Genomic DNA, 14817 nt, shown 5'->3' on the forward strand with positions numbered 1-14817 from the left:
GGGCTCGCGGTCAAGCGCCCTCGCGCGCCCGGGCTCGCGGTTCAGGCGCCCTTCAGCTCCTGCCGCTGGCGGCCGAGGCCCTCCACCTCCAGCTCCACCACATCGCCTGCCTTGAGGTACGGCTTCGGCTCGGGCTGTCCCATCGCGACCCCGGCGGGCGTACCGGTGTTGATGACGTCGCCCGGGTAGAGCGTCATGAAGTGGCTGAGGTAGCGGACGACCTCGCCGACCGGGAAGATCTGCTCGGCCGTGGTGCCGTCCTGCTTCAGCTCGCCGTTGACCCAGAGCCGCAGCGGCAGGGCCTGCGGGTCGGGCACCTCGTCGGCGGTGACCATCCAGGGGCCCAGCGGGTTGAACGTCTCGCAGTTCTTGCCCTTGTCCCAGGTGCCGCCGCGCTCGATCTGGAACTCGCGCTCGGAGACGTCGTGCGCGGTGGCGTACCCGGCGACGTGCGCGAGGCCCTCCTCCGCCGTCTCCAGATAGCGGGCGGTTCGCCCGATGACGACGGCGAGCTCGACCTCCCAGTCGGTCTTCCGGCTGCCGCGCGGCACCAGGACCGTGTCGTCGGGCCCGACGACGGTGTCGGGGGCCTTGAAGAACAGGATCGGCTCCGCCGGGATCTCCGCACCCGTCTCGGCCGCGTGGTCGTGGTAGTTCAGCCCGATGCACACGATCTTGCCGATGCGCCCCAGCGGCGGGCCGATCCGCAGCCCCGTCGCGTCCAGGGCGGGCAGCACACCGGGCGCCTCGGCGGCCGCCCGTACCCGGGCGAGCGCGGAGGCGTCGGCGAGCAGCTCGCCGTCGATGTCGGGGACGATCCCCGACAGATCACGCAAAGTCCCGTCGCGGTCGAGAAGTGCGGGGCGCTCGGCGCCCGCCGTACCGACTCGAAGCAGCTTCAACGGTCCAACTCCTCTTGATCGAGGTGGAGAGCCCTCCGGCGGGGTGCGGCCGCCGAGGGGCTTGGCTGATCGTCCAAGAGATCGGATCACTCCGCAAGACCTCGTTCACACACTGGACCGGCGCAACGGCCGCGCCGTTTACGCCGCGGTGGCCATGGCGCCGCCCGCCACCGGCATGTCGCGGTAGAGCCAGGCCCGCTCGATCGCGGTCCAGGTGGTCGTGGTGACGACGTAGAGAGCGGCGGCCAGCGGGACGACGGCCACCGTGATCAGGGTGAAGAAGGACATCAGCGGCATGAGCTTCGTCATCGCGCCCATGCCGGGCACGGCCTGTCCGTCCGGACCGGCGGCGGGCGTCATCGGGTTGGCGGCCAGCTGCCGCTTGGTGCGTCCGTAGTTGAACGTGGCGACGGCGGCGACGATCACGAAGAGCCCCAGGTAGACCAGCCCCTGCGCGCCGAACGGTCCGCCGTGCGCGAGCGCGTCGTGCCAGCGCCCGCCGAGCGGTGCGCCGAGCAGGTCGTGGCTGAGCAGCGCGTTGGGCTCGCCGCCGATCGAGCTGCTGGAGAACAGGTGGTAGAGCAGGAAGAACGCGGGCATCTGGAGCAGGCTCGGCAGGCAGCCGGAGAGCGGCGACACCTTCTCGGCGGCGTGCAGCTCCATGATCGCTTTCTGCATCTTCTCGGGGTTCTTCCCGTGCTTCTTGCGCAGTTCGGCGATCTGCGGCTGGAGCCGGCCGCGGGCCTTCTGCCCCCGCGCGGCGGCCCGGGAGAGCGGGTGGACGGCGAGCCGCACGAGCGCGGTGAACAGGATGATCGCGGCGGCGGTGGACGCGGTCTGGAAGAGCGGCTGGAGCAGGTCGGCGAGGGAGCCGACCAGGCTCGCGAAAGCGGACATGAAGGCGGACATGGGGTGAGCCCTCCGGGGGTCTCGTCGTGCCGGGAGGTACCTGCGAGGAGGTACGGGGTGGTCACTCGGCAGGACGACCGGCGCGGAACGCAGCACCCGTGCGGGACGCACGTACACGCGAGGTACTCAGGAGGTACGTGCGTACGAGCGGGCAGGGCTTGTCTACGCGGCGGCCGTCAGGAGGGCGTGCCCGGGCGCTCGGGGCCTGGTGCGGCCTCGGGCGTCGGGGTCGCGTTGCGGGAGGAACGCGGTGCGCCGCTCCCGGTCCCTGATGGCCGTACGGACCCGGGTGCGGGGCACCGGAGGCGCGCAACGGGCGCTGATGACGGCACAGGCGAGGAGCGCGGAGCCGGCCGCGGCGGTGGCGGCGAGCGCGACGGCGGCGGAGAGGCTGCCGCCCTCGGCGAGGAGGATCTCGGTGAGGAGGAGGACGAGGAGTCCGACGGGCCGGAGCAGCCGGGCGAAGGCGCCGCGCAGGGCGTTTGCGTCCCGCATGATGTGCACCTCCCGTTCCTCGAACCGTTCTCGCGAAGTGCCGCCCATCGGAGTGAGCGGCACTCTCTTCGTTATACACGATGATCGGATGCGCCTTGGGGTTCCCTTTGTCCGGAGGCGCACTAGCCCTGCCGAGGGGCGCTCACCGGGGGCGCGTGCCCGGGGGTGCTTACCGGGGGCGCATCGCGGTGAGCACCCCCCAGACGACGAGCCGGTAGCGGGAGCTGAACTCGGGGGTGCAGGTGGTCAGGGTGAGGTAGTAGCCGGGCGCGCTGTAGCCCGCGGAGGTGGTGATGTTGCTGCGCGGCACGGGCGCGATGACCCCGCTGTCGGAGGGCGCGGTCCGCGCGAGGCGTTTCCCGACGGTGTACGTGTAGACGGCGTCGCGGGTCTCGACGGTGATCCGGTCGCCGCTCCGCAGCCGGTCGATGCGCCGGAAGGGCTCGCCGTGGGTGTTGCGGTGCCCGGCGAGCGCGAAGTTCCCGGCCTGCCCGGCCTGCGCGGTGCGGGTGTAGTGCCCGACGTACCCCCGGTCGAGCACCCCGCCCTTGCTGGTGCCCTCGGCGACGGGGGCGGTGAGCCCGATCCGGGGAATGCGGAGGACGGCGTACGCCTGGTCCCAGCGGGGAGCGGGGCCGCCCTGCCTCACCGCCGGGCCGGCGGACCCACCACCCTCCACACCCCCACGGCCGGAGCCCGAAGGACGGGAACTCCCCTCCCGCGCACCCTCACCACCACCGTCACCGGCCTTGCCCCCACTGTCCTCGTCCGGGACAGACTCATCCCGCTCCCACTCCCGCTGCAGGCTCTGGACGGTACGCCCGGCGTCGGCGCGCGCCTCGCGGTTGGTCCACCACAGCTGATGGGCGACGAGGAGGAGCAGCACGACACCGAGGGTGACGGCGAATTCGGCGGACAGCCACAGCCCCCGGGCGAGGAGACGCGGACCGCCCCCACGGCCACGCACGCCCGACAGCACCCCACGCCCTCCCCCAGCGCCCCGCCTCCGCATCGACGTCACCCTCCCGCACGGTAAGGACACGGAACGCACGGCCGCGCACCGTGAGGCTCGGGGCGCACGGCCGCGCACCGTGAGGCTCGGGGCGCACGGTAGGGGCAAACCTCACAACTCTCCAGACTTCTCCCGCTTCTCATCCCCCGACCTCTCCTCCCCGCCGTCACCGTCCGGCAGTACCGTGTGGTCCATGCGCCCCGACACGCCTGCCGACCACACCACCGAAGCCGAGCGCCTGCTCCGCACCGCGGCGCAGTACCCCGAGGACCACGAACCGCTGATCCTCCAGGCCGCGGCCCACCTGGAACTCGCGGGCGACCGCGCCCGCGCGAGCACGCTCTACGACGACCTGCTCGGGGCCCCCGAGTCCACGGTCGACAACCCGCACCTGATCAAGGCCCTGAAAGCGGCCAACCTCTGGGAGTACGGTCACGAGGCCGAGGCCCGGGCGATCATCGACGGCATCCGCACGGCGGGCCCGCTGAACGCCGCGCCGTGGCAGGTGGCCGCGGAGACGCTGGAGGCGCACGACGAGCTGGAGTCGGCGCACGACTTCCTCTCGACCGCGCTGACCCTGCTGCTGGCCCCCGGCGAGGAGGTCCCGTACGCCACGCAGTCCCTGCTGACCGGCCGCCACCGGGTACGCAGGCTGATGGGCCTGGACCACGACGCCTGGGACGAGCTGGCCGGCGAGCTGCACACGGCCCCGGTCCCCCTGGACGAGCTGCACGATCCGAAGCGCCTGTGGTCGCTGGGCTCGTCGGACCCGGTCGAGCTGAAGGCCGAGATCACCCGCCTCCGCGCGGAACTGGGCACCTACCGCACGGCCCTCTCGCGCCCGTTCCCGGTGGCCGTCCTGCACTGGCCGGCGAACGAACTCCGCGAACTGCTCACGGCGTACCCGGCATTGGCCGAGGAGTACGTGGACCGCGCCACGCACCTGTCCCGCCTGGAGGCCGCACTCCGGGACCTCCACGCGACGGGCACCCCGAACCTGGGCATCGTCACCGGCACGGTCCCCTCGTACGAGGCGTTCGCCGCCTCGGAGGCCGCGTCCCCGTCCGACCCGGGCCTCCTCCCCCAGTACGCCACCACCCTCGCCGCCCGGGGCCGCGCCATCCCGTGGCCCCCGTCGCGCACGGCTGCTTGCTGGTGCGGGTCGGGGGAGGCTTATGGGGGGTGCCACGGGGGGTGACCCTCTCGTCTATGTCCCTCGCAGGGGCCGCCGCCCACGACGTCTCGGGCGGCGGCCCCTGCTGCATGAGTGAGCGAAGGGGCCCAGCTGGCAGACCTCCTTGATACAACTGCACATGCAGTAGCAGCCAAATGAGGGGGACTCGGGGCATGCCCAACGACTTTTCGGATGAAGCGCCAGTTGCTGGGCTCTATGAATCACTGATCACGCATCGGCTCGCCGAGCGGATGAAGCAGCTCGACGCGGCGGGCTGGCACTCCATCGAAGCGTCAGTCGGCACAGAATCGGCACCCCATGTCCTCTCCCGCCATATCGGCGCCACAGTGCGTCGGGTGCTTCAAGGCCTGACCTCTGCCGAGCAGGTGCTTGCGGCCAATCACATCCTGGAATCGCTCAATACGATCGAGGGTGCGACAGAGTGGGTCGACCTCATCACCGATGGGCCGCGCCAGCTGTTGGCCGTCGCGGAGCAGGAAGCGCCCGGTGTGTACGCCATACGCCCCGCGACCCCGCTGTCCGAGACGGCCCTCATCACGAACTCTCCAGAGGACCCCAGTCTCGGCTTCGAGCTGCGCTCCGAGCTCGCCACCGCCGACCGAGTCGACCTCCTCTGCGCATTCGTGAAGTGGCACGGAATCCGCGTATTGGAGAAGTCCCTGTCGTCGGCGCGCGAGCGCGGTATTCCCATCCGAGTACTCACGACGACGTACATAGGCGCTACCGAGCGCCGCGCGCTGGACCGCCTGGTGCGGGACTTCAACGCCGAGGTGAAGGTCAACTACGAGCTTCGCTCGACCCGTCTTCACGCCAAGGCGTGGCTTTTCCGCCGCGACAGTGGCTTCGACACGGCGTACGTCGGTAGCTCGAACCTCTCTAAAGCCGCGCTCCTGGACGGGCTCGAATGGAACGTCCGCCTCTCCTCCGTTGCGACACCCTCGGTGATCCGCAAGTTCGAGGCGACCTTCGACGCCTACTGGAGTGAGCCTGCTTTCGAGTCGTACGACCCCGACAGGGACGCACAGCGGCTGGACGATGCCTTGTCGCGGGCTGGTGGCAACGGCCGCCCCGGATCGACGAGCATCACCCTTTCCGGCCTAGAGGTCCGCCCGCACCCTTACCAGCGGGACATGCTCGAACGCCTCGAAGTAGAACGCACGGTGCACGACAGGCACCGAAATCTCCTCGTCGCAGCAACGGGCACCGGCAAGACCGTCATGGCGGCGCTGGACTACAAGCACCTGCGCCAGACTCTCGGCCGCAACCCACGCCTGCTCTTCGTAGCGCATCGCAAGGAGATCCTGGAGCAATCCTTGCGCGTCTACCAGAACGTCCTCATCGACGCGAACTTCGGTGAGTTGTTGCTCAGTGGTGAGATCCCCAATCGATGGAACCACGTGTTCGCCAGTGTCCAGTCGCTCACTGCGCAGGCTCTGGACCGTATCGCCCCGGATCACTTCGACATCATCGTGATCGACGAGTTCCATCACGGCACGTCGCCCACCTACCGCAAGATCGTCGACCACTTCCAGCCCCGGGAGCTCCTGGGGCTGACAGCAACCCCGGAACGCATGGATGGCTTGAACATCCAGGACGAGTTCTTCGACGGTCGAATCGCTGCAGAGATGAGGCTCTGGGAGGCGCTGGAGAACGAGCTCCTCAGCCCGTTCCACTATTTCGGCGTCACCGACAACACGGACATGAGCGCTGTCACATGGAAGCGTGGAGCCTACGATTCATCAGCGCTGAGCAATCTGTTCACGGGCAACGACGCACGAGCTCGGCTCGTAGTGCAAGCAGTGAAGGACAAGATCACCGACCCTGAATCGATGCGCGCCCTGGGGTTCTGCGTATCGGTCGCGCACGCGCACTTCATGGCGGACTTCTTCCAACGTGCGGGCCTCAAAGCAGTTGCCCTGTCTGGTGAGACTCCAGCACACGACCGCAAGGCAGCACTTGATGACTTGCGGTCGGGGGTACTCCAAGTCATCTTCTCCGTGGACCTGTTCAACGAGGGTCTCGACATCCCAGACGTCGACACCCTGCTCCTTCTGCGCCCCACATCCAGCGCCACAGTCTTCCTTCAGCAGTTGGGCCGCGGATTGCGTCGAACCGAGGACAAGGCAGTCCTCACCGTCCTGGACTTCATTGGCCAGCATCGCAAGGAGTTCCGATTCGAGGAGCAGTTTCGTGCCCTGACGAACCTCACACGCAACCGCCTCCTCGACGGCATCGAGCAGGACTTCCCCCAACTTCCTTCGGGTTGCCAGATCATCCTTGAGACGAAGGCCAAGGATCTGATCATTGACAACATCCGCGCCCAGATCGCGGTGAATGTTACGCAGTTGGCCCGCGAGGTCGCTTCCTACGCGCAACCACGTCTTGCGGACTTCCTCAAGGAGAGTGGCCGCGAGCTCAAGGAGCTCTACCGAGGCAACGGGAACTCATGGACAGGTCTCTTGCGTCGAGCGAAGCTCCTGGACGCGATCGGCCCTGACGGCGAGTCGTCCCTCCTCAAGCGGGTCTCAGCCTTCCTGCATGTCGATGACCCGCTGCGCGTTGCGGCGTATAGCAAGCTGCTTGCCGATGACGCTCCGGTCTACGACGAACTCAGCGAGCAGGAACAGGGGTACGCCCGCATGTTCTTCTTCTCGCTCTGGCCCTTGGGCGAGGACTTCCTCAGTTACCAGGCAGGGCTAGCCTCGCTGCGCCATCAGCACGCATTCCGTGATGAGTTGCGTCAGGTGCTCGCCCATGTCCTTCAGCAGGCCGGCCATGTCCCCGTGCCGCTCCTCGGGACGCACGCCTCCATCCCCCTGACGGTCCACGCTTCGTACAGCCGCGAAGAGATTCTCCCCGCGCTGGGCCAGGCCTCCGTGGACGGCCGCAAGCCGGGGCACTTCCGCGAAGGCGTGAAGTGGTGCGAGAACATCCAGACCGATGCCCTGCTCGTCACGCTGGAGAAGGACGAGAAGGACTTCTCACCCGAGACCCGCTACAGGGACTACGCCCTCAATGACTCCCTCTTCCACTGGGAGTCACAGAACCAGACGTCGGAGCGCTCGCCTACCGGCGTCCGCTACCAGACCCACAAGGAGAAGGGCACGCACGTCCTGCTCTTTGTACGCCGCTACAAGCAGACGGATATCGGCGGGCCTCAGCCATGGATGCTGTTGGGTACCGCTGAGTATATTGAGCACTCGGGCAGCAAGCCCATGGGGATCACGTGGAAGCTCACTCAGCAGATGCCGGCTGACGTGTGGACCTACTCAGCGGTCGCAACAGCTTAGACCCGAACACAAAAAAGGAGACATACGTGACATACCCCGAGACAGAAGATGCGACGGCGTATGACGACCAGGACGGGGAAGAGAGCGAATCCTCAGACGACGTCTCGTCAAGCGACGTGCAGCGAGCAGTTGTAACGGATACCGACTGGACAACCGAAACCATTCTCAGTCAGCTGCGACGAGGAAACATTCAGCTCAATCCACGGTTCCAGCGCCGTGACGCCTGGGATAAGGCGCGCAAGAGCCAGTTCATTGAATCTCTTATTCTCGGGCTACCTATCCCGCAGATCGTACTGGCCGAAGATAAGCGACGCCGCGGAAAGTTCATCGTGCTGGATGGAAAGCAGCGGCTCCTAGCACTGAGGCAATTCTCGGCCGGGTCAAGCTTGGCAGCGTCAGACGAGGAAGATCCATTCGAAGGATTCGCCCTCAGCCGGCTTGACGTGAGAAAAGACCTGAAGACTAAGACGCTCGCCAAAATGGAAGGGGATAGCGACCTGGATGACGATTTGAATGCTTTCCTCAATGAAACCATCCGCACAGTAGTCGTACGCCGTTGGCCGAACGAAGACTTCCTCAACCTAGTCTTCCTCCGCCTCAACACAGGAAGCGTAAAACTCTCCCCTCAGGAATTGCGGCAAGCACTTCACCCGGGCCACTTTACCGACTACCTCGACGATGCCGCATCTGCTAGCGAGCCACTCCGGAAGGCCCTGCGGATCAAGAAGCCAGATTTCCGCATGCGCGACGTGGAAATAATGCTCCGGTTCTTCGCTTTCCGGTATCGGCTCAACGATTACACGGGAAACCTGAAGGCATTCCTCGACGGGACAGTTAACCATCTCAACGACGCATGGGAAACGCAGGAAGAAGAGATTAAGCAGAACGCCGATTTGTGCGAGAAAGCAATTACGGCAACATTTGAGGTATTCGGCTCCAACGCTTTCTTCCGCTGGTCAGACGGCGGATACGAAGGACGCTTCAATCGGGCCGTATTCGACATCATGACCTACTACTTCGCCAACGAAGAGGTCGCTTCGGCTGCTATCGAAAACCAGGAGGAGGTCGAATCGGCATTCAAGCATCTTTGCGAGAATAACAGCCGTTTCGTTGAGTCCATTCAGACCACGACTAAGACCCCCCAGGCGACCCACCGCCGACTCTCCCTCTGGGGTGAGCAGTTGGGTAGCACCCTCGCACGAGATCTACAAATTCCCACCTTCAGCGACAATCGGCTTTTTGCGTAGGAAGGCAGGCTGTCGTGCCATCCGCCCGGTATCGAACCCTGTCCAGAAGAGTCACTGAGCTCAGGAGGAACCTCCTTCCGCGAGAATTCTCCGCTCTAGGGCTTTATTCTGAGAGGATTTATGAGCGGGCTCGGGCATTCCGAGTTCTGACACATGCCGAGTTTGAGGCATTCATAGAAGATCGAGCGATCGAAGTCATTCAGAATGCCCACTCGGCCTGGGACAAGAAGGGAGAGATACGCCCTTCGCTACTATCCCTAATGGCGCACCGTGAGGGCACCACTGGAATTCCTGATTCAATTTCGAACCTCACCGATCGAACTCAGAAATTCCCCACGCTGAATGCTCGAATTGCAGCGGAAAAACAAGCTTACAGCACATACATCAAGAAGAAGAATCACGGAATAAAGGAAAGGAACCTGCTAAGGATTCTACTTCCACTCGGGGTCACAAGAGAACAATTTGATACAGCCTGGCTTAACGCGACAGAAAGCTGGGCTACGGCACGAGGGGAAATCGCGCACACTAGCGCCAGCGGTAAGATGCAGGTTCAAATTAACCCGCGGTCGGAACTCAGCACCGTGCAACAGATACTCACTGGTTTCAAGCACGTTGACAAAGTCTTGAATAGCAAGTAGACGCCCGTCACGTTTTGATGGGTCAGCCGCAAAGGGCCGGGCGGCTGACCCATTGAGGTTAGATAGCGCTGTCGCTCTTAACTCCGGCCACAAACGCCGCCCAAGCAGCAGGCGGGAAAACGAAGGCTCCACGATCGCGGTCCTTGGAGTCACCCACCGCGACACCTCCGTCCGGTACTGCCTGGAACTCGACGCACTGGCCCTGAGTGTCACCGCTATAGGACGACTTGATCCATACTTCGGTGGGGAGGTCGTGCCGCATCATCGTGAGCCTCTTACTCGTTCTCAAGATCCCGCGCAACGCGTGAGATCACATCCATGGACTGTCGCGAAGATAGAGCGGCTGCACGTAGCTGGTCAAAGGCACTGCGGTAGTTCTCTACAGCCCCGCTCTCTTCGAGGTACAGACCGCCGTCGAGATTGTCGAGGCCGACCACGTCCAACTCCATCGGATCTGGATACGAGTACACGGTGAACGGGCCGTCCATGCCTACGTATGCGCCCTGTGCGTACGGGATCACCTGTACTGCGATGCCAGGGCGGTCAGACACTTCGACGAGGTTGCGTAGCTGTGCAGCGGTCACGCCAGGGCCTCCGACCTGGCGATGAAGCACCGACTCGTCCAGTATGCAGAGGTATTGAGGCGCGTCATCGCGGTCAAAGATCGCCTGTCGAGCCAGGCGCAGGTCGACGAGCGTCCGCACCTCTTCGTCACTCATCCGCTTACTGCCCGTGCCGCGAATGACCGCCTCGGCATACGCGTCGATCTGAAGCAGGCCGGGGACCACCACACTCTGGTATGCGTAGATCCGTACGGCGTCCGACTCCAGCGTGAGTCGCTCCTGGAATTCCCCCGCCCGCCTGACCGAGGAAAAGTAGGTCTTAGTCCGATGGTGGTTGTGGCAGGGTGCCCGCATGTCCGACCCCATCGCGTACCCGGTCTTCCGCACTACGGACCTGGCACTGGCCCTGCGCGTGGCACGTCAGCTCGTGGCAGTGGGCGACGTGCAGCACGCGGAGGTGTCGGTGGACGTCGAGCTGCGCACCGTCCCGGAAGTGTTGCGGATAAGCGAAGCGCTGCCGGATGCCTGGTTCCGGAAAGAGGATGTCAAGGACTGGGCGCGGGACCCCTCCGACCCGACGGGTCTGCACGTCGGTGTCCACGCGCCCCAGCTCTCCCGTGATCCGGGCTTCCTCTCATCCCACCTGCCGCTTTGGGCATCCATGGCGTACCAGACCGTCGGCAGCATTGAGGAAGAGTTCGCCGCCTTGGTCGGACCGAACATCGGCGAGATCTGGTGGTCCAGCTTGGTCTGGCCCGACGTACCGGATCGCGAGATCTATCGCGAAGCCACCAACGCCCGGGTTTCGCTGCTGCTCAACTCCCGGAGCCTGGAACTCGACGAACGCTCCGGTGACCACACTGTCCTCGTCCACGTACGCCGGGCGAGTCGCGACGGGTCGGAGCTGCGGCACGCCTCCTGGCTGGCAGAGCAGATCGGCCAGGGCGTCATCGGCCCTCCGCAGCAGTAGGCCCGTTTCGAGTCCCGTCCCTCCGGATCGGGCTCGCGGGTACGGTTCATTCGCCCTCGGCGTCCTCCGCCTCCCAGCGGAGCAGGTCGTCCGGCCGGCACGTGAGCACCTCGGGGGGTGTGGCCGGCGTCGAAGGGTCGGCAACGGTGGGCGAAGGGCGGAGCAAGATCGGAACCCGCTCCCCCCGGTCGTTCGTCCTGTGGAGCGGGGCCGAGCGGATGGGAAGACATGGCGGAGCGGGCAGAACCCGGTGCGGTGGCGGCGGATACGTCGGTGGTGCCTGGTGTGCAGAGTGGGCGGCGGGGAAGGGTGATCGCCGGAGTTGCCGTCGTCCTGGGCGGGGTGCTGGGGTTCCATCGGGGTGTGCCCAACTGGCCCGGGAGAGTTGGGAGTCTGCTGGAGTCTTTTCTGCCCTGGGTTGGCGTCCTCGTCGTCGTGCTGTTGGTCGTCGCCCTCGTGCGGCGGTCCGCCGTCGCCCTCGTCGCTCTGCTGCTGCCGGTGGGCATATGGGTGGACACCTTCGGCGGGTTGCTCCTGCCCGGCGAGGAGAGCAGCGGGCGGGGGCTCGTCGTCGTGCAGCACAACGTCAGCGACGAGAACCGCGATCCCGCGGGGACCGCCCGGGCGTTGATCGAGGCCGGGGCCGATCTCGTCGCTCTGGAGGAGCTGGTGGATCCGCAGTTGGCGGCGTACGAAAAGGCTCTCGCCGCCGACTATCCGCATCACGTCATCCGGGGGACCGTCGGTCTCTGGTCCAAACATCCAATCAGCGGGCAGCAGTTGGTGGATATCAAGCCCCCGGGCATTGAGGAGGGGTGGAGTCGGGGTGTGCGTGCCGTGGTCCACTCCCCGTACGGGGATGTCGCGGCGTACGTCGCCCATCTGCCCTCCGTCCGGATCGGGACGGGCGGGCTCGCGTCCCAACGGCGTTACCAGAGTGCTGCGTTGCTGGGGCGCGCCATTGCGGCCGAGAGCGTCGAGCCGCTGATTCTGCTCGGGGACCTCAACGGTGTTGTGGAAGACCGGGGGTTGAGGCCTCTCACCTCACAGTTGGAAGTCGCCGAGAGCGGGTTCGCCTTCAGCTTCCCCGCCGCCTTCCCGCTGGCCCGGATCGACCAGGTCATGGCCCGCTCCGCCACCGTCGGCCACATCCGCACCCTGCCCGCCACCGGCAGCGACCATCTGCCCGTCGTCGCCCGCGTCGCCCTGGGGTGAGTGCGCGAGCCCGCGGGCATGTGCCGCGACGGAAGCGCCTCCGTAGATCCCGACTCCCGGACCACCTCCGCACCTCCCGTTCACCTTCCCGACCACCTCTGCACGTCTCACGCACGCTTTCATCACAATTCCGCTTCGCTTCCCCCATGCCGCTGATGTCCGCCCGTACGCGCTGCCAGCATCGGCTGCTCCACCGCACGAAGTCCGGCCTTGGGGGCAACACATGCAGACGAGGAAGCAGTCACGGCGGCCGAGGCGCGGGGTCCTCCGGATACGGGTATCGGCGGGCGCGGGCGCGCTCGCCCTGGTTCTGACCGGGTGCGGGAGCGACGACGGCCGTACGGACGGCCGGGGCGGTAAGGACGCCGTCGAGGTCGCCGCGTCGGCCAGTCCGTCGCCCTCCGTGGAGCGGGCGTTGGCGCTCATGGATGACGACGAGCAGAGCGTGGACGCGGGCAGCAGTCTGGACGTGGACGTCCTCGACAACGACTCCGTCACCCTGGAGAGCGGGGCCGGGGCCGCTCTGCTCGACGCCTACGACCCGGCCGAACTGACCCTGCGCATCGACGCCGAACCCAGCAATGGTTCCGCATCGGTGTCCGGGACCACGGTCACGTACACCGCCAGAGACGGATACGCCGGCGAGGACGAACTGACGTACCAGGTAGGCGTGAAGGGCACTGACGTTCCCGCCGCCACCGCCGTCGTCCGCATCACCGTCACCGCAGCCGCTCCTGAACCGAGCCCCACCCCGACCCCGGCGGCCGCGAAACCCGCGCCGAGGACAACCGCCCCGGCACCGGCGTACTACAAGAACTGCGACGCCGTCCGCGCCGCCGGGGCCGCTCCGGTCGAGGAAGGCGACCCCGGCTACGCGCCCCATCTGGACCGCGACGGCGATGGCGTGGGATGCGAGCCGTGGGGCGAGTCCGCGTCTTCCTCCGGCGGCAGTGGCAGCGGAGGGAGCGGGGGCAGTACGAGTGGTGGTGGCGGTGGCGGAGGTACGTCCTACGCGAACTGCACCGCCGTACGGAACGCTGGCGCCGCGCCCATCCGCACCGGCGATCCCGGCTACGGTCGGCACCTGGACCGCGACGGGGACGGCGTCGGCTGCGAGTAAGCGTCGCGCCGCCTCCTGGCGCCTCCGGGCCGTCCACGCAGCCCGTGGAGGAGGCAGTGGGTGAGGCAGTCGGCGTATCTGAGCGCGGCCACTACCAACTCATTGCCTTCTCCGCGTGCGGCTTCCGGCTCGGTTCCTCGCGATGTTCCGTATCTTCTTGCTGCTGCCCGACTCGGCGAGCAGGGCGAGCACCGCCGACGACGTCGCCCCCTCGGCAAGGACGCGCTGCATCCAGGGCGTGACCTTCGCCAGTTCGGCCGACGTCGTCGACACATGACCATCCTTGATGGACAGGTAGAACAGCCAGTCGTGCACGCGGTGGCGAATGAACTCTCGATTCCCTTCGCCCTTGAGCTGGTCGATCTCCGGCAGCAGTTCGGCCGACCACTGCCGGAACTCCTCAGGGCCGGTCAGCTTCATCGCCATCCGGTCCACGAAGTCGACCACCGCCGTCTTGGACACGATCTCGACGGGATCGCGCAGAATCGTGGCCACCGTCGCCCGGTCTCGATCCCAGTCCCGATCCCGGTCGCGGTCCGGGTCCCCATCCCGGTCGCGGTCCGGGTCCCCATCCCGGTCGCGGCTCCGCGAGGAAGCGACTGCCGAGACGACGCGTCGGTACGCGGACGATCGGACGTGCTCGTCCGCGACAGCATCCTCGACGTCCACGTCGAGGATGCCTGCGCCCGCCAGCAACTCCGCGACGTCGGAACGCAAGCTCACTGCCTCATCCTCTCCGGCAGGGTCAGTTCGACCATGCGCACGCCGTTCTTGCCGGGCCGAGGTCAGCGACAGTCGTCCTCATGACGTCCCCACCGACTCCCCCGCCTTCCGCCTGATGCCGTCCCGCCCACCGACACCGTCGCCCCGAACGCTAGCCTCGGGTGAAGGAACGGACCAAGGAAACAGCGGGCCACGGACATGCCGACGGCCTCGACGGGAAGCGATGGTGGCGGCGATGGCGAAGGTTCCGGCAGCGGCGGTGGCGGCGGGCGGGCTCGTCGGGGGCTATGGCGTCGCCCGGTGGACCGGGAAGCGGCCGCTCGGCGGGGTCGCGCTCGGCGCCGCCGGGGCGCTGGCCGCGTACGAGTGGAACCGTGCGGCCGGTCCCCGGGCCGCCACGGGGCTGACCGTCGCCTACGTCGCCGCCTTCGCCGGGTCGCACCCGCTCGCCAAAAAGATCGGCGCGTGGCCCGCTGTGTTCGCCGTCGCGGGCGGTGTGGCCGCCGCGTCCTGGGCCGTCACCCGCCGGACCGGCTGA

General features: G+C 66.7%; 15 protein-coding genes. 8 read left to right on the top strand and 7 right to left on the bottom strand.

Annotated elements, in window-relative coordinates:
• Positions 1–41 precede the first annotated feature (41 nt).
• From ACFWRV_RS24725 to ACFWRV_RS24740, 4 genes are all read right to left on the bottom strand, one after another.
• Positions 42–902 carry a fumarylacetoacetate hydrolase family protein gene (locus ACFWRV_RS24725; RefSeq protein WP_384337925.1) on the bottom strand — a complete coding sequence of 287 codons (861 nt, stop codon included), beginning with the start codon at positions 900–902 and terminating at the stop codon, positions 42–44.
• Between the two features lie 138 nt (positions 903–1040).
• On the bottom strand, positions 1041–1811 hold the full coding sequence (locus ACFWRV_RS24730; RefSeq protein WP_384337926.1) for a YidC/Oxa1 family membrane protein insertase: 771 nt from the start codon (positions 1809–1811) through the stop codon (positions 1041–1043).
• 162 nt (positions 1812–1973) lie between these two features.
• Positions 1974–2306, bottom strand: coding sequence for a DUF6412 domain-containing protein (locus ACFWRV_RS24735; protein ID WP_384337927.1), 333 nt, complete (start codon positions 2304–2306; stop codon positions 1974–1976).
• 169 nt (positions 2307–2475) lie between these two features.
• Complete coding sequence (locus tag ACFWRV_RS24740) at positions 2476–3273, bottom strand: class E sortase (protein ID WP_384337928.1); 798 nt, start codon at positions 3271–3273, stop codon at positions 2476–2478.
• A 238-nt stretch (positions 3274–3511) separates the two neighbouring features.
• Here ACFWRV_RS24740 and ACFWRV_RS24745 point away from each other — a divergent pair, with 238 nt between their 5' ends.
• The 4 genes from ACFWRV_RS24745 to ACFWRV_RS24760 all read left to right on the top strand — a co-directional run bounded on the left by ACFWRV_RS24745 (position 3512) and on the right by ACFWRV_RS24760 (position 9688).
• Complete coding sequence (locus ACFWRV_RS24745) at positions 3512–4516, top strand: SEC-C domain-containing protein (protein ID WP_384337929.1); 1005 nt, start codon at positions 3512–3514, stop codon at positions 4514–4516.
• Between the two features lie 149 nt (positions 4517–4665).
• Positions 4666–7803 carry a DUF3427 domain-containing protein gene (locus ACFWRV_RS24750; protein ID WP_384337930.1) on the top strand — a complete coding sequence of 1046 codons (3138 nt, stop codon included), beginning with the start codon at positions 4666–4668 and terminating at the stop codon, positions 7801–7803.
• A 26-nt stretch (positions 7804–7829) separates the two neighbouring features.
• Positions 7830–9050: a DUF262 domain-containing protein gene (locus tag ACFWRV_RS24755; RefSeq protein ID WP_384337931.1), complete on the top strand. Its 1221-nt coding sequence runs from the start codon at positions 7830–7832 to the stop codon at positions 9048–9050.
• A gap of 14 nt (positions 9051–9064) precedes the next feature.
• Positions 9065–9688, top strand: a complete 624-nt coding sequence (locus ACFWRV_RS24760) for a HEPN domain-containing protein (RefSeq protein WP_384337932.1) — start codon at positions 9065–9067, stop codon at positions 9686–9688.
• Between the two features lie 58 nt (positions 9689–9746).
• Here the strand turns inward: ACFWRV_RS24760 and ACFWRV_RS24765 are convergent, their stop codons facing one another.
• Both ACFWRV_RS24765 and ACFWRV_RS24770 read right to left on the bottom strand, forming a co-directional pair.
• Positions 9747–9953 carry a DUF397 domain-containing protein gene (locus tag ACFWRV_RS24765; RefSeq protein ID WP_384337933.1) on the bottom strand — a complete coding sequence of 69 codons (207 nt, stop codon included), beginning with the start codon at positions 9951–9953 and terminating at the stop codon, positions 9747–9749.
• Positions 9954–9963: 10 nt separating this feature from the next.
• Positions 9964–10605, bottom strand: coding sequence for a DUF5753 domain-containing protein (locus ACFWRV_RS24770; protein WP_384337934.1), 642 nt, complete (start codon positions 10603–10605; stop codon positions 9964–9966).
• Here ACFWRV_RS24770 and ACFWRV_RS24775 point away from each other — a divergent pair.
• The 3 genes from ACFWRV_RS24775 (at position 10604) to ACFWRV_RS24785 (ending at position 13556) form a co-directional block, all read left to right on the top strand.
• On the top strand, positions 10604–11221 hold the full coding sequence (locus ACFWRV_RS24775) for a hypothetical protein (protein WP_384337935.1): 618 nt from the start codon (positions 10604–10606) through the stop codon (positions 11219–11221). The genes ACFWRV_RS24770 and ACFWRV_RS24775 overlap by 2 nt on opposite strands.
• A 309-nt stretch (positions 11222–11530) precedes the next feature.
• Positions 11531–12436: an endonuclease/exonuclease/phosphatase family protein gene (locus tag ACFWRV_RS24780; protein WP_384337936.1), complete on the top strand. Its 906-nt coding sequence runs from the start codon at positions 11531–11533 to the stop codon at positions 12434–12436.
• 223 nt (positions 12437–12659) lie between these two features.
• Entirely contained in the window at positions 12660–13556 is an 897-nt protein-coding gene (locus ACFWRV_RS24785) for an excalibur calcium-binding domain-containing protein (protein ID WP_384337937.1), read from the top strand.
• 99 nt (positions 13557–13655) lie between these two features.
• Here ACFWRV_RS24785 and ACFWRV_RS24790 read toward each other — a convergent pair whose 3' ends face one another.
• A complete protein-coding gene (locus ACFWRV_RS24790; RefSeq protein ID WP_384337938.1) occupies positions 13656–14279 on the bottom strand; it encodes a hypothetical protein in 624 nt (207 codons plus the stop codon).
• Positions 14280–14514: 235 nt separating this feature from the next.
• Between ACFWRV_RS24790 and ACFWRV_RS24795 the strand changes: the two genes are divergently transcribed.
• Complete coding sequence (locus ACFWRV_RS24795) at positions 14515–14817, top strand: hypothetical protein (RefSeq protein ID WP_384337939.1); 303 nt, start codon at positions 14515–14517, stop codon at positions 14815–14817.

It is taken from the genome of Streptomyces sp. NPDC058576 (assembly GCF_042718715.1).
Taxonomy (GTDB): Bacteria; Actinomycetota; Actinomycetes; order Streptomycetales; family Streptomycetaceae; genus Streptomyces.

What these genes read in the sequence shown, in the direction of transcription:
- ACFWRV_RS24775 (WP_384337935.1), top strand. Translation starts at nt 10,604, where the DNA reads ATGTCCGACCCCATCGCGTACCCGGTCTTCCGCACTACGGACCTGGCA.
- ACFWRV_RS24730 (WP_384337926.1), bottom strand. Translation starts at nt 1,811, where the DNA reads ATGTCCGCCTTCATGTCCGCTTTCGCGAGCCTGGTCGGCTCCCTCGCC.
- ACFWRV_RS24785 (WP_384337937.1), top strand. Translation starts at nt 12,660, where the DNA reads ATGCAGACGAGGAAGCAGTCACGGCGGCCGAGGCGCGGGGTCCTCCGG.
- ACFWRV_RS24765 (WP_384337933.1), bottom strand. Translation starts at nt 9,953, where the DNA reads ATGATGCGGCACGACCTCCCCACCGAAGTATGGATCAAGTCGTCCTAT.
- ACFWRV_RS24745 (WP_384337929.1), top strand. Translation starts at nt 3,512, where the DNA reads ATGCGCCCCGACACGCCTGCCGACCACACCACCGAAGCCGAGCGCCTG.
- ACFWRV_RS24770 (WP_384337934.1), bottom strand. Translation starts at nt 10,605, where the DNA reads ATGCGGGCACCCTGCCACAACCACCATCGGACTAAGACCTACTTTTCC.
- ACFWRV_RS24750 (WP_384337930.1), top strand. Translation starts at nt 4,666, where the DNA reads ATGCCCAACGACTTTTCGGATGAAGCGCCAGTTGCTGGGCTCTATGAA.
- ACFWRV_RS24795 (WP_384337939.1), top strand. Translation starts at nt 14,515, where the DNA reads ATGGCGAAGGTTCCGGCAGCGGCGGTGGCGGCGGGCGGGCTCGTCGGG.
- ACFWRV_RS24735 (WP_384337927.1), bottom strand. Translation starts at nt 2,306, where the DNA reads ATGCGGGACGCAAACGCCCTGCGCGGCGCCTTCGCCCGGCTGCTCCGG.